General features: G+C 58.7%; 14 protein-coding genes. All 14 read right to left on the reverse strand.

The annotated features are described in order from the left end of the window. Positions 1-2 precede the first annotated feature (2 nt). The 14 genes from PSV40_RS03110 to PSV40_RS03175 all read right to left on the reverse strand — a co-directional run bounded on the left by PSV40_RS03110 (position 3) and on the right by PSV40_RS03175 (position 13,516). Positions 3-500, reverse strand: a complete 498-nt coding sequence (locus PSV40_RS03110; RefSeq protein WP_300534049.1) for a TPM domain-containing protein — start codon at positions 498-500, stop codon at positions 3-5. Positions 501-502: 2 nt separating this feature from the next. Next, positions 503-1,351, reverse strand: a complete 849-nt coding sequence (locus PSV40_RS03115) for a YgcG family protein (protein ID WP_300534132.1) — start codon at positions 1,349-1,351, stop codon at positions 503-505. Continuing rightward, positions 1,351-1,983 carry a LemA family protein gene (locus tag PSV40_RS03120; protein ID WP_300534052.1) on the reverse strand — a complete coding sequence of 211 codons (633 nt, stop codon included), beginning with the start codon at positions 1,981-1,983 and terminating at the stop codon, positions 1,351-1,353. Before PSV40_RS03120 ends, PSV40_RS03115 begins: the two co-directional genes overlap by 1 nt. Positions 1,984-2,159: 176 nt before the next feature. Continuing rightward, a complete protein-coding gene (locus tag PSV40_RS03125) occupies positions 2,160-2,870 on the reverse strand; it encodes a DUF6629 family protein (RefSeq protein ID WP_300534055.1) in 711 nt (236 codons plus the stop codon). Further along, positions 2,871-4,142: a cyclopropane-fatty-acyl-phospholipid synthase family protein gene (locus PSV40_RS03130; protein ID WP_300534133.1), complete on the reverse strand. Its 1,272-nt coding sequence runs from the start codon at positions 4,140-4,142 to the stop codon at positions 2,871-2,873. It lies immediately after the preceding gene. 134 nt (positions 4,143-4,276) lie between these two features. After that, complete coding sequence (locus tag PSV40_RS03135; RefSeq protein WP_300534057.1) at positions 4,277-4,780, reverse strand: hypothetical protein; 504 nt, start codon at positions 4,778-4,780, stop codon at positions 4,277-4,279. Then, positions 4,777-5,664 (reverse strand): ribose-phosphate pyrophosphokinase, encoded by an 888-nt coding sequence (locus tag PSV40_RS03140; RefSeq protein ID WP_300534059.1) that lies wholly within the window; start codon positions 5,662-5,664, stop codon positions 4,777-4,779. The genes PSV40_RS03135 and PSV40_RS03140 overlap by 4 nt, the downstream gene beginning before the upstream one ends. Next, on the reverse strand, positions 5,661-7,169 hold the full coding sequence (locus PSV40_RS03145; RefSeq protein WP_300534061.1) for a thymidine phosphorylase family protein: 1,509 nt from the start codon (positions 7,167-7,169) through the stop codon (positions 5,661-5,663). Before PSV40_RS03145 ends, PSV40_RS03140 begins: the two co-directional genes overlap by 4 nt. Continuing rightward, a complete protein-coding gene (locus tag PSV40_RS03150; protein ID WP_300534064.1) occupies positions 7,166-8,527 on the reverse strand; it encodes an MBL fold metallo-hydrolase in 1,362 nt (453 codons plus the stop codon). Before PSV40_RS03150 ends, PSV40_RS03145 begins: the two co-directional genes overlap by 4 nt. A gap of 108 nt (positions 8,528-8,635) precedes the next feature. Continuing rightward, positions 8,636-9,691 (reverse strand): type II glyceraldehyde-3-phosphate dehydrogenase, encoded by a 1,056-nt coding sequence (locus PSV40_RS03155; RefSeq protein ID WP_300534066.1) that lies wholly within the window; start codon positions 9,689-9,691, stop codon positions 8,636-8,638. A gap of 148 nt (positions 9,692-9,839) precedes the next feature. Continuing rightward, positions 9,840-10,586, reverse strand: a complete 747-nt coding sequence (locus PSV40_RS03160) for a lycopene cyclase domain-containing protein (protein WP_300534068.1) — start codon at positions 10,584-10,586, stop codon at positions 9,840-9,842. Positions 10,587-10,631: 45 nt separating this feature from the next. Then, complete coding sequence (locus PSV40_RS03165; RefSeq protein WP_300534071.1) at positions 10,632-11,294, reverse strand: isoprenylcysteine carboxylmethyltransferase family protein; 663 nt, start codon at positions 11,292-11,294, stop codon at positions 10,632-10,634. A 21-nt stretch (positions 11,295-11,315) separates the two neighbouring features. Then, positions 11,316-11,618 carry a DUF2933 domain-containing protein gene (locus tag PSV40_RS03170; RefSeq protein WP_300534074.1) on the reverse strand — a complete coding sequence of 101 codons (303 nt, stop codon included), beginning with the start codon at positions 11,616-11,618 and terminating at the stop codon, positions 11,316-11,318. 176 nt (positions 11,619-11,794) lie between these two features. Beyond that, positions 11,795-13,516 carry a DUF3141 domain-containing protein gene (locus PSV40_RS03175; protein WP_300534077.1) on the reverse strand — a complete coding sequence of 574 codons (1,722 nt, stop codon included), beginning with the start codon at positions 13,514-13,516 and terminating at the stop codon, positions 11,795-11,797. Positions 13,517-13,547: the final 31 nt, after the last annotated feature.

The raw sequence follows: 13,547 nt of genomic DNA on the forward strand, positions 1-13,547 counted from the left end.
CCTTAAAGGATTACCGGCTTGTCCGGCAGTTCATCAACACTGCGACCATTGGCGGGAAAATTCTCCACCAGATGCAGCGTCACAGCCTGCACGCCTTTGAGCGCACCGCTCTCATAGTTCGATTGTTTGAAGGCCGTTTCCATCTGGCGGCAAACCTTGCTCCATTCCTGTGATCCCACTTTTGCGTGAATCCCGCGGTCGGCAACAATTTCTACCGCCCGATCAGCGAGCAGCAAGTAAATCAGCAAACCACTGTTGTCTTCGGTATCCCAAACGCGGAGTTGCGAGAAAACTTCAACGGCCCGTTCTTTGGCCGTCTGCCCCTTAAACAGCGGCATGCCGTCCAGCCCGCCCTCCACGACAAATCGGATTTCTCCGACATGTGCGGTCTCGCTTGCTTTGATAGCTTTTTCGATAGTGCTCAAAGTACTGCGCGGAAAGGCTCGCCTGACCCGCCCTTCGGTGAGCAGCAAATGCGTCAAGATGCGTTTGATATTCATGATTACCATCTCCCCGACGCGCCGCCGCCACCGAAGCCACCGCCTCCTCCTCTGAAGCCACCGCCGCCAAAGCCGCCTCGCCCGACTCCTCCGTAGTGCCCGCCGTGTCCATGCCCGCCCATGCCTCCACCCAACAACGTGATGAACAGCGCGATCACTCCAGCGAGCAACGCCACGGATAAGGCGCCAGCGATAAGCCAGGCAACTACTGCAACTGCCCCACCTGTGACCAGCGAACCGGGTACTTTGCCCAGCGTCGCCCGCAGCACGCCGCCCACTGCGAGAGCGACAATGAAAAGGATAGGGGCGTACTGCCGGACGTCTCCGGTACTGGTGGCAGGTTGCCCGATGGGTGCCGGCAAGGGCTCACCGTCAACGACGCGGATGATCTGCTCGGCCCCGGCCGTGATGCCACCGTAGAAGTCTTGCTGCCTGAAGCGAGGCAGAATGGTTTCGCTGATGATGCGTTTGCTGGTAGCGTCATTGAGCGGCCCTTCCAGGCCATATCCCACCTCAATACGTAGCGTGCGATCGTTTTTGGCAACAACCAGGATAGCACCGTCATCAACTTTCTTTCGTCCGAGCTTCCATTGCTCAGCAACCCGCAAGGAAAATTGCTCGATTTCTTCCGGCGCTGATGACGGGACTATCAGGACAGCAAGCTGACTGCCCTTCCTTGCCTCAAACGCTGTCAACGTTTTCTCCAGTGAGGCCTTCTGCTCTGCGGCAAGCGTGCCGGTTAGATCAATGACATGCCCAGTCAAAGGCGGGACCGGTGCTTGCGCTATAGAGAATGCAGCCCAGCCAAGTGTGAATGCAAGGAATAAGGCCCTGCCTGCGCTTCTCTCAATCACCTGGCTACACCTGAAGCACCGACTTTGGGATTTGCCGGTGCGGAGTCAAAACCGACACTGGGCGGCTTGGAAATTTCCTTTTCGTTCTCGACGGTGAAGTTAGACTTTTGCTTGTAGCCGAGCACCATCGCTGTCAGATTGGTGGGAAAGGACCGCACCGTCACGTTGTAGTCCTGCACCGATTTTATATAGCGGTTGCGCGCAACCGTAATGCGATTCTCGGTCCCTTCCAGCTGCGCTTGCAGATCCCGAAAGCCCTGATTGGCCCGTAAGTTCGGGTAGTTCTCTGAAACAGCCAACAGCCTCGACAATGCACCAGTCAATTCACCTTGAGCCTGCTGAAATTTTTGAAATGCCACGGGGTCATTGACAAGCTCCGGGGTAGCCTGGATTGATGTAGCCTTTGAACGCGCATCAATCACCCTCGCCAGGGTGTCCTGCTCGAACTTTGCTTCGCCCTTCACGGTATTGACGAGATTGGGAACCAGATCCGCACGGCGCTGGTATTGGTTGACGACCTCCGACCAACTCGCCTTGACTTGCTCGTCATTTGTCTGAAATGTGTTGTACCCACAGCCCGCTAGGCTCAGCGCCAATGCTGCGGTCAGGACAGCCAATAGTTTTCGCATACTCTTTTCTCCAAAATGTTTAATTCAACTGTTGTCTCAAAGAGCAAAGGCCAGTCAGATTGACTACAACCCTCACAACCACGCAGCAGCAGTTCAAGCAGATTTCCCCAACCGCTTGACAGTGCAACGGTGCCCGACGACGATGCGGGTCTTCACCATGTCTAGTGTTTGTACTCCTATGAATAGTGATCAGGCGGGCTGCGTTCGGATAGTCGATCCAACGCCGGATGCCCGCACATGCGCTTCGGCTTGTGATGTCCGTCTCTAAGCAAAAGAAAGTGAAGAGAAACGACAACGCTCAACAGCGCGGCAAAGAAGCACCATACCGAGATAAACCAGGTTGTATAGAACCAATAGGCCAAGCCAAAGGACAACAGCGCAAGGACTCCGTAGGTTTTCACCGTTCTATGCGTTGACAACAAAAGACTGACGGTGGTTGACATCAGGTACAGCGTCATGGCCACCGCAGCATAGAAATGCGGTGAAACGTACTCGATGTGCTGGCCGATGGGCCGCGAGACGATGGGGAATGCGACCAGGAAGTAAAGCAGGTATGCTCCCACCGCGATGCCAGCGGCGGAAAAAACGACAAGCGCTTGCCGTCGGCGTCCGGGTGGTTCTATCAGCAACACGGCGACCGGCACGTAGACTGGCCACAACACATGTGAAAAGAAGGAATACACATGTGTCATCACCGTATTGAGCAAGGGCGCCTCGTGGCTAAACGTCAGCCAAATCACACCCTCGCTCAGCTGCTGGATTGCGAACAACAGCGGTATTGCGGCGAACGGCAATTCGCGTCGACACCGCGCCGACCGCAGCGTCAGCGTACCCAGGCCAAGCAAAAAGGCACCCGCGGTGAAACTGGCCGTGGCGGAAAAGCACATTCAATTCACTCCTGAATTTAGGCCATTGCAGTCTGCGTAGAGGTCGCGCCGCGATAGTGGAACCGGGCATTCGCCAAGGTTGCGCCTGGAGGCGAGAATTTGGTAAATCCCTGTTCCACCAGACTCGAACTCCAGCGCGCAGGCTGCCATGTACAAGCGCCAAACACGATAGGTCGCCTCGCCAACTTCGCGCAGCGCAGCGTCGCGGTTGGCCTCCAGTCGTTGCACCCAATGGCGCAACGTCAGCGCGTAGTGCGGCCGCAGACCCTCAACATCGTGGATTTCGAATCCCGCGCGCTCCATCCCGAGTTGAATGTTGCTGACGCAATCGAGTTCGCCATCCGGGAAGACATAGCGGTTGATGAACTCAGTGGCCACCGTCTTGTTCCAGCCCTCTTCGTCGTGCGTGATGCCGTGATTGAGGAACAGTCCGCCAGGACGCAGCAGGCGCATGACGGTCGACAGATAGGTCGGCAGGTTGCTCAAGCCAACATGCTCGAACATGCCGACGCTCGACACCTTGTCGTAGACGCCTTCGCCGGCCATGTCCCGATAGTCGCGCAGCTCCACAGTTACCAGTTCCTGCAACCCGTCTGCCTTGATACGCTGCTGGGCGTACTCGAACTGCTGCTGGCTAAGCGTGATGCCGTGGGCCCGCACCCCATGATGCCTGGCAGCCCAGCACACCAGGGCCCCCCAGCCGCAGCCGATGTCAAGCAGCCGCTCGCCGGGCTGAAGCCGTAGCTTGCGGCAGATATGCTCCAGCTTGTTGCGCTGCGCCTGATCCAGCGATTCGTCGAGGCTAGTGAAATAGGCGCAGGAGTACACGCGCTCCGCGTCTAGCCATAAGCGGTAGAACTCGTTGGAGACGTCGTAGTGAAACTGGATCGCGGCACGGTCACTGTCTTTCGAGTGGCGATGGGAGAAACGCCGGGCGATCCGGGAAGCCAAGGTATCGCCCGGCTTGAGATTGGGATCCGTCATGGCGGGCAGGCGCCAGGCATCGCGCAGCAGGGCCAGCTTGTCGCGCCAGGTAAGGGACAGGCGCTCGAAATGCGTCTTTAGTGAGAGTGCGCTGTACAGGTCACCCTCGAAATCAATCACACCCCGGAAGTAGGCATCCGCCAGCAACAGCGGACTACGCTCAAGAATCAGACGCCGCAGGATGGCGGGATCGCGCAGCACTAGCGTGAAGGATGGCAACTGATCACCGGGCGCATGCAGGATGTTGTTCCACAGCCGCAGGGAAGCTGATCCAGCGTAGCCTCGCATCAAGCGGTCGAAGATTCTGACAGCCGTCAAATGTGCAGAGGCCGCATCCGACGCGCGGCCTGAAGCAAGGGACGATGTGTTACTTGTCACTGTGGGCCTCCGAAAGTTGACTGACGGGTTCTTGAGCGGATCGCTTAGCGGACTTCGCGATGAGGTGACCAGGCCGACACAGCGAACTCGATCTCGGTGGCTCGGCTGGCCAGCTTGACCATGACGCGGAAGCGGTACGGCCCGCTCCTGGCGGTCGAGAACAACTGGCCGTAGGTCATTTGGCCGTTGACACTCATCGGCGTCAGGTACTTTGGCGGTGCATCGACAATCCCGGTTTCGCTGAGCTGGACGCGCACCACGGCGTCCCCGATACGCGCGCCGCTACTTGTGAACAGAGCTACGACGAGGTGATGGACTTGGCCACCGTCCTGCGGCACGACACCGTGCATGTCTTCCAAAGCGTGTTTCTCTGACACGACGGCAGCGGGCACGAGACCCCAGTAGAGAACCACACCGTCGCGTTCGAGGCGTGCCTGTGCCAGAACGGCGGACGACCCAAGTGCGAGGATGAGCAGCACAAAAAGTGCAGCCAGTTTTGACAACACGAACGACATGGCGGCCTCCCGGATAGTCTGGTTCGGATTCATGGAAGAAACTCGCGCACGCTGGCTGCAATGGCGGAGGCCAGTGCGATGCGATTGGACGGGTGAGAAATCGTGTCGCAGCTCACTATGTCAGCCGCACCGGCCGCATGCAGATCCTCAAAAGCCGTTTGTGCGAACACAGCATGCACAGCCACGCACACGGGTGCGGCCAGACCGATACGGCGTAGATGGCCAACGGTTTCGATCATGGTCCGTGCGGTCGAAACGATGTCGTCCACCAGCACTGGCGTGTGCGAGCGCCAGCGATCAACCTCAGGGATGGACACTTTGACATCACGATCGCCTCGCCGGGTCTTTGCCAATATGATGAAAGGCACTTCCGCGCGCTGCGCCACATCCCTTACCCACTGGGCGCTTTCCTCGTCAGGCCCAATCAAAAGCGGTTGGTTTACATTGAGCCGTACCCAGCTTGCGACGCCGTCTGCCGCATGGGCCACCCGCGACGGAATACTGTAAACCTGCGATAGCTCCGCAATGCGGTGCAAATGAGGATCTACAGTGACCAACCAGTCCACATGGCGTGAGATCCACGCTGCCACATGCTGAGCGCTGATCGTCTCACCCGCGTGAAACTGCCGATCCTGACGCATGTAGGCCAGGTATGGAGCCACCAAGCCGACCGATACCGCACCAGCTTCGCGGATGGCGCATGCCAGAAGCAGGAGCGGCACCAGTTTGTCATCCGGTCGGTCAAGCGTGCACACGATGAACACATGTCGCCCTTCGACCGAGGTTTCAGCCCTCACATGGGATTCTCCGTCGGGGAAACGGCGAACCGTTGCAAGTCCGCGATCGAAATCAAAATGAGCAGCCAGATCGTCGGTAAGACGTTCATTGCCAGGCATGGCGATCCCCACGGGCTTCATGATTTTGCCTCCTCGCCCAGTGTCAAAATCGGGTGCGTCGCGAGATAGCGCTTAGCGTAGGCCAGTTCTCCCGGTGCCTCCGCGTGCAATGTGAACAAGGGCTGACCAAGCTGCACAGGATCGCCCAACTTCACATGTAAAGTGAGCCCGGCAGTGGGAGCGCCAGGCGCACCGGCGAGTTTCGCAACCCGCGCGAGCCGTCGACTGTCGATGCCGGAGACATAGCCGGTACGTTCGGCTGTCACCGCTTCAAGCAAAGGGGCGACACCGGGCTCGCGCAACCCACCTTGCGCCTCGCAGATAGCCTGAAACTTGTCCCAGGCCGCGCCGCTGTCAAGTAGTCGCCAAGCCTCCGATTTGCCAGCGCCTGGAATGCTATGCCCGCAGAACTCCAAAAGATCTCCCGCCAGCACCAGCGACCGCATGCGAAGATCCACAGGGGCCGCAGCCGCACCGCGCAACACCGCCAGGACGTCATGCGCTTCCAGTGCAGGGCCAACGCCACGCCCAACGGGCTGTGCACCGTTCGTGCGGACAACCCGCAAGTGGATTCCATGTGCAGCAGCTACCTGTTCAAGCAGGACCTGAAGGCGATGCGCATCTTCATTGGTCCGAATCTTGGCGGTGGGACCAACGGGAATGTCGATCACCGCGTGCGTCGCCCCGGCGGCAATCTTCTTGGACAACACGGACGCGACCAGCTGGGCGTCGCTATCAAGGTCCAGTGGACGCTCAACGCGGATCAGCAAGTCATCCGCCGGACTCAGGGTCAGCGCCCCTCCCCATACAAAACAGCCGCCCTCGCGCTCGACCACGCGGCGCATTGCAGGTAGATCCAGATCGACACGGGTCACCGTCTCCATCACATCGGCGGTACCAGCAGGTGAAGTGATCGCGCGGGATGAAGTCTTTGGCATTGTCAGCCCAGCTGCAGCGGCAATGGCAACCACGATGGGAGTTGTCCGGTTGCCAGGCAAACCTCCTATGCAGTGCTTGTCCGCAATGGGGGTTCGCCCCCAATCAATACGCTCCCCCACGTCAACCATTGCTCGCGTCAGATCGATTGTTTCCTGGAGGTCCATACGCCCACCCGCGCAGGCACTCAGGAAGGCGGCGATGTGCATATCCGAATATCGGCCCGCAGCGACGTCCGTCACGATGGCCTTGAGCGCAGGGGCATCAAGCCGATGGCCGTAGATCTTGGCACGCATGGCACTCAGAGAGTCGAGTGTCGGCGCATGCGCCACGCCGACGATGTCTCCCAAAATGGCATTCAACGCTTTCCAGGCGCTGGTTGAAAGACTGACCTCCCCCTCCGCCAGAAGATCTGAATCGACGACGTTGATTGTCGCTATGATGCGACGGTCGTGCAGGTCTACCTCGACGCGTGTTTGCGCTTCGAACCCTTCAGCGCGGCAGACGTGGCAATCACGCCGCATGTAGATCACGAATTCCTGGTGTGTGTCTATCCCCAGGGGACGCAGCCGCAATCCAACTCCGTTCATCGTGCAATCTCCAAGGTCTGGCCCAGCCGCGGGACGGTCACAGACCAGCCGAGTTCACGCTCTATGCGTTGCCGGAGCGCATCTGCCGGAGCCGGTTCGCCATGATTGAGGAAAACACCCCGAGGTGCCTTCGGAGAAGTTTTGAGCCAATCGACGATCTGGCGCGCGTCGGCGTGGGCGGACATGCCTGGCAAAGACACCACTTCGGCATTGACGGCGACATCCTCCCCGTGAATGCGAATGCTTTTCTCGCCGGCAACTATCCTGCCGCCGCGTGTGCCCCCAGCCTGGAATCCGGCGAACACAATGGTGTTTCGTCTGTCCGGCGCCAGCGCCTTTAGGTGATGCAGCACCCGCCCACCAGTGGCCATGCCACTTGCCGACACGATGACGGCCGGGTAATGTTGGGCGACCAGCGCACGCGACTCCTCTACTGTACGAACCATTTTCGCGACCTGACACATCCCGATGCACTCCTCCGGCGACAGCCGGTGCTCGGCGCGATAGCGGTGATAGATATCGGTCATGTCGATTGCCATCGGGCTGTTCAGGTATACGGGCATGTCAGGGATTTCCGAACGCTCTTTTAAGCGGTAAATCGAATACAAAAGCGATTGAGCTCGCCCGACTGCAAACGCGGGAATTACTACGACACCTCCCCGTGCGGCCGTGCGCCTGATCACCTCGCCCAGCAGAGTTTCGGCATCTGCCCCGTCATGAAGGCGGTCACCGTACGTCGATTCGGCGACGATATAGTCAGCCCGCTCGATAGGCGCAGGCGCCCGCATGACGAGATCGTCCGGGCGGCCCAGGTCGCCTGAGAACAAGATGGTGGTCTCGCCCGCCGTCACCTCGACCGAACCGGCGCCCAGAATATGCCCCGCTGGCCGTAGGCGGAGATGCATACCGGCGACGCCTCTGGCGGGGGCATCAAAAGGCAACGGCTCCAGACGACGCAAGGCCCGGAAAGCATCCTCTTCGGTGTACAGCGGCAGGGCTGGTGTGTGTTTAGACCGCTGGCGGCGGTTGGCATACTCCGCGTCTTCTTCCTGCAACCTTCCGCTGTCGGGCAGCAGAACTCCGCAGACTTCAATCGTGGATGGCGTGGCAAATACCGGACCACGAAAACCCTGCTTGACGAGCAACGGCAAGGCCCCGGAATGATCGAGGTGGGCATGCGTCAGGACGACGGCATCGAGTTGTTTCGGATCGAAGGGAAATTCCTCCCAATTCATCGAGCGCAAATTTTTGTAGCCTTGAAACAGACCACAATCGACAAGCAGCTGTTTCCCTTCATGGGTGACGAGCGTCTTCGAACCGGTGACAGTGCCTGCGGCACCGAGGAATGAGAGTTTCATGTGGGAACTTTCAGGCAAGTGATTGAAAATTGGGCTTCGGGTGACACAAACATTGGTTTAGCCATTGCAGTACAACAACCACCGGTCGTATACAAAAAAACCCCGCTCTCATGACAAAGGCCATTTTTTTGATGCGAACGGTGCACCCACGCCTAAAGAGGCGTCTGTCATGGCCATGGATTCGCTTGCCGGCACACCACTTGTCCCAAGCGCACGGATGGCGTCTATCGTCTCTGGAATAACGATGGCCTGGTTGTCCACCATGTAGGCATAAAACAACTCCGCGCCTTCCACGTGCAGCATGTCGGACCAAAGTCCTACTTCGTACAGGCTGTCGTGCGGTCGGCCGCTGTCGGCCATCAACTCCTTGACCACGTTTGGGGCAGTGAGGCCGGTACTGCCTTTGATTAGGGCGATCCGGCTGGAGCGGGAAAAGATCTCCAGAACTTCCTCTTTGCTCGCTGAACGTGTCATATCAACCGCCCAATAATGGACGTGCGCAATCGTCGTCGGAACAGCGACCGCCATCGTCACCACGTCGAGATCGGGATCAACGCTACGCGCATCGGGCCCCTGGTGGCTCGGAATCGAAGGTTCGGGAAGCACCGTGTTCATGATGCCGCCAAGATGACTTTCCCATGGGTCGGTGGCGCGCCGCAGCAGTGTGCCGCGCGCGCGTTTGAGCAAGCCGGCGCGTTTGAGTGCACCCAGGGTGCGAACGATCGATGTAGTGTTGCAAGACACCACACGGGTCGCTGGGCGACCGACCGCCGAGGCGTAGTTCGCCTCAGCCACGAAGGAATGCCCAGTTACTTCGTGCTTTTCGCCGCCGTGAAGAATAAATGCCTTTCCGGCGGCGCGATAGCGCTCCGCATTGCTGGCACCAACGCGCTTGGGCGTACAGTCCACGACGATGTCGCTGATGCCCAAGAGATCATCCAGCGACCCGCTGAGATGAAAACCCGCCTCTCGCATGCGCTGGCTTGCCGACGCGTCCGCGGCATAGAGGGGTATTTGTTGCGTCACGGCGCCCAGAATGCGCCAGTCTGCGGCAACATCGGCTACGCCCGCTAATGCCATATCCGGCTGACTTTTGATGGCTTCGGCAACACGCTTGCCGATCACACCGTAGCCAACGATGCCTACCTGGATCATGTTGTTCATTCGTTCTCCTTTATCAATCGATACTGGGCTACCGCGAGATCTGGGGCGTCACGCCTCAGGACGCCTGCGAGGTCGGGCTCAGCGAGCCATATCGCTGCCGACGCGCCCTTCGCTTTCGTCCTTCCGGCACGGCAGCACGAGTCTCTTTTCACGTAGCACCTCTTCCGGCGCCTACGACTCGGCGAATCCGCGCCATGTCCCGCTGCCGCCAGGTGAGATGCTCATAAACACTGCTCCAGTACATGCCGAAAGCGAAACCAAACAAGAGCTCCTCTATAGGCAAACCACCCGGACGCCAGGCAAGCAAGGCGCCCAGGTTCCAGACGGCCTCAACGTAACCGGGCCAAAACCACTTCAACCCGAGCAGAAAGACCGCATACAGCGCCAGAAAAACGCCTCCGCCGAAGAGTGTGTTTCGCCAGAGGTCCGGCCGGCAAAAGAGTGTTGCCATTGCCCCTGAAAACATCGCCAGAATTCCGGGATAAATTGGGTTCCAACGCAGCACCATCAGGCCACCGAAGACGAAAAGTGGAGAGGCTAGTGCCAACAGATGCCAGCGATGCTGTGGCATCGATCTCGCTCGGTGATCCATGCTTCTGAGTGGTAATGAAGTTAGAGCGCGATAGCCGGCCACGCCTAGGCCACCGATCGCGAAACGGAAGATCAGGCTTTCAATATCAAAGCCTGTTCGTTGGGCCAGGTCAAACAGACTGGGTGGATTCCAATAGGCGGGCACGAACAGCGGCTCTGTCAGACCGAAGGGTGTGGTCAGCATGCTGGCCCAAAGCATGGGACGGCGCAGTTCGGGGCGGAAGTAGAACAGCAGTGCCCACGGCACCATAAATGCCGAGGCCCAGATTAACCATGCATAGCGGAAAGATGGATCGTCGGTCATGTCGTTGCGCTCCAAGTGAGATGATTTTCAATGTCCGACGACGTGTTATGTGGGGTGTTGAGTCGAGGGCGATCCGCCAAAGTTCGGAATAAATCGAGGTGTTCGGCTCGCGTAGCGATCCCATTCATCCCCAAAACGCTGTGCCGATTCGCGCTCCTCCGTATAGGAAAGCCGCACGTACATCACACACAAGATTGGGAACATCACCAGCGTCAGTACCGTTGGCCACTGCAGCAGGAAGCCGAACATGATCATCACAAACGCCACGTACTGGGGATGCCGAACCCTTGCATATGCGCCACTTTGAGCAAGTGTTCCTGCACGCTGGTTCGCGTACAACACCGACCAAGCTGCGGACAGCAGCCAGAAGCCGCCGCCGATGAATAAGGCGCTAAGCAGATGAAACGGACCGAAGTGGGGATTAGCACGCCAGCCGAACATCACTTCCAACAAATGACCGGCATCGTGCGAGAGGAAGTCCACACCCGGGAACTTGGTGCTCAACCATCCCGACATCAGGTAGATGGTTAGCGGGAAGCCATACATCTCGGCAAAAAGCGCCACCAGAAACCCGGAGAAAGCACTGAACGAGCGCCAGTCCCTTGGGCTCTGCGGCTTGGCGAAACTAAAAGCGAAAATAATGAACACCAGTGAATTGATGACTACCAGCGTCCACAGCCCATAGGCTGGTGCAGAAGATTGGTCCATTTCCTTGACTCCGATATAGGTTCAGTGGTGGTGGGTGCCAGATGACGCTGATGCGCCCGGCTTCGGGGCACCCTCTCCGGGTGCCGCGTCTTGGTCGCGGCGGCCGGGCGTATCGTCAGATCGATGTTGACCGTGGCCCCCATGACCGCCGTGGAACATATGCATCAACACGCAGCCCCCCAAGAGCAGGAAGGGCAACCAGCCGAAAAGATGAGCGCGATGTTCTGCCAAAAGGAAGAACAGCGCGACCGCCGCAAAACCAGCGAATATCCAGGTCGAGACCTTGCCGCGTTGGCGGCGGCGTAAGGAAAGTAAGCGTTTCATGTGAAGGTCCTTTCGAGAATCGTGGTTGGAAAAAATACAGGGCTCAAAGGCCGTGTACGGGATGTCAAAATGCGCGGCTCTTCATTCATGGCTAAATTCCTCGGAGTCCGGTGCTATGGGCACGGATGCTGTATGAGCTGTCACCATCGAATGGCGTCGATCGCGATAGGAGTACTTCATGATCTTCCGTATAAGGTTGTGAACAGACGCTCCTCGGCAGCATCGCGCTGTACACGCCACTGTTCCAGCGCGCCGGAAATAAATTTCCCCCCCTCCTCTTCCCGTAACCGCCATGGGTTATCTTTGGATGCAGCCTGTCGGTTCTGCCGGACCCACTCCGCGGCGAGGGTCACCCAAGCCATCACCGGCGTCACCTGCGGCGAGAACAGGTAGCGCCGCAGACGCATCGGGTGGCCCCACTTTTGCGTGAATGCAGACACCGGGTTGGCACTCCACTTGATCCAGGGGCTGATCCAGGTGCGATATGCCAACTCGTTCCACTGCGACACTACTGCCACTTTCTCGAAGGCCTTGCGTGGATAGTTGAACTGCAAGTCCTCGATACGTCGCTCCTCGAACCAGACTTTGTGCCTTGGCAATGACGTATCCCCGCCAGCTGGTTTTCCAGCTCCGCGCACTGCCCGGCTTTTGACCGGCTCTCCGAGCTTCATCTCATACAGCCCGGGTGCCAGATTCTTGAAGGTTTCGATGTTTTCCAGAATGGCTCGGTGTTCATGTTGTGCAACGCTGGCTGACACGAAAATTCCCAGGTGCCCGACATGCGGATTGAGAAGGTACACGATGCGCTGTCCCGCGGCTTTGAGCGCGGCTGTGTCAGGGTAGATCGCGGGAAGCCAGGCCAGCGCCTGATGCGGTGGTGTGATGTTGTCGCCGCTGGAGGCGAAGATCACCATCGGATTGCGGATGCGCTTCAGGTCTACGACACAGGGGTCGGCCATATCGCACGAGTCGAGTTGGACCTGGCCTTGCTCTAACCGGTTTCCGATGAACAGGTTCTCAACGGTGGCGAGGATTTCTTCGCGGCTGAGAAAAAAGTAGCTTGACCACCAGCGTTCAAATTCAAGGAAACGTTCGCGTTCGGTATCCACATGGGCGTAAAGGTTGTAGTTCTTCTCCCACCAGGTATTGGCCGGATTTAGACCCTCGAAGTTTTGCACCAGCCAGGCGCCATCGAGCCGCCCACCGCCAAGATCGGCCATCAGATGCGTGAGCCACTCGCCGCCCAGCAGGCCGCCAGCAAGGCGCATCGGGTTCACTTTTTCGGCACCGGCCCAGTACGACAAAGGCGAGCCATTGAGCACTGCCGGACCGTCGAGACCCTCACATTCGGCGGCCAGCAGCGCCACGGCCCAACCACCTTGGCAGTTGCCGTAAAGAACCGGTGCCACGCCATGGCGACGCACGATCTCTTCTACAAAGGCGCGCAGCGCATGGATCACGTTACTGAGCGTCTGGCCCGGGCAAGGCTCGGAGAAGAAGCTGGCGAAATAGGTCGGGTGCCCCTCGTGCAGTGCCACGCCAACCTCGGAGTCGTGCTTGAAACCGCCAATACCTGGACCGTGACCGGCCCGCGGATCAATCACCAGAACCGGCCTCAGGTCTTGCCGCTCGAAATCGTTGGCATGTGTGGGACCACAGCGTGTGATGCGCAGCAGCGCGTAGTTGGAGGGTTTGTCGAAAGTGCGGGCATCCAGCACCAGTTCATGCTCAAAGTCGAGCAAAGGCGGCTGGCCAGCGCGCTCGTGGGCAAGCATGTTGTCGCCGCGTTCGCGTAGAACGTCGAAAAACAGCACGCCGCGCTGCACGGAATCGATGTAATAGCGCCAAGCGGCATCCAACGCCCCGAAAATGTCCGTCGCGGCTTGTACTTTTGGCACGGCAGCCTCGCCGGGTGAGGCGTTTGTGACC

Source organism: Polaromonas sp. (assembly GCF_029945925.1).
Taxonomy (GTDB): domain Bacteria; phylum Pseudomonadota; class Gammaproteobacteria; order Burkholderiales; family Burkholderiaceae_C; genus Polaromonas.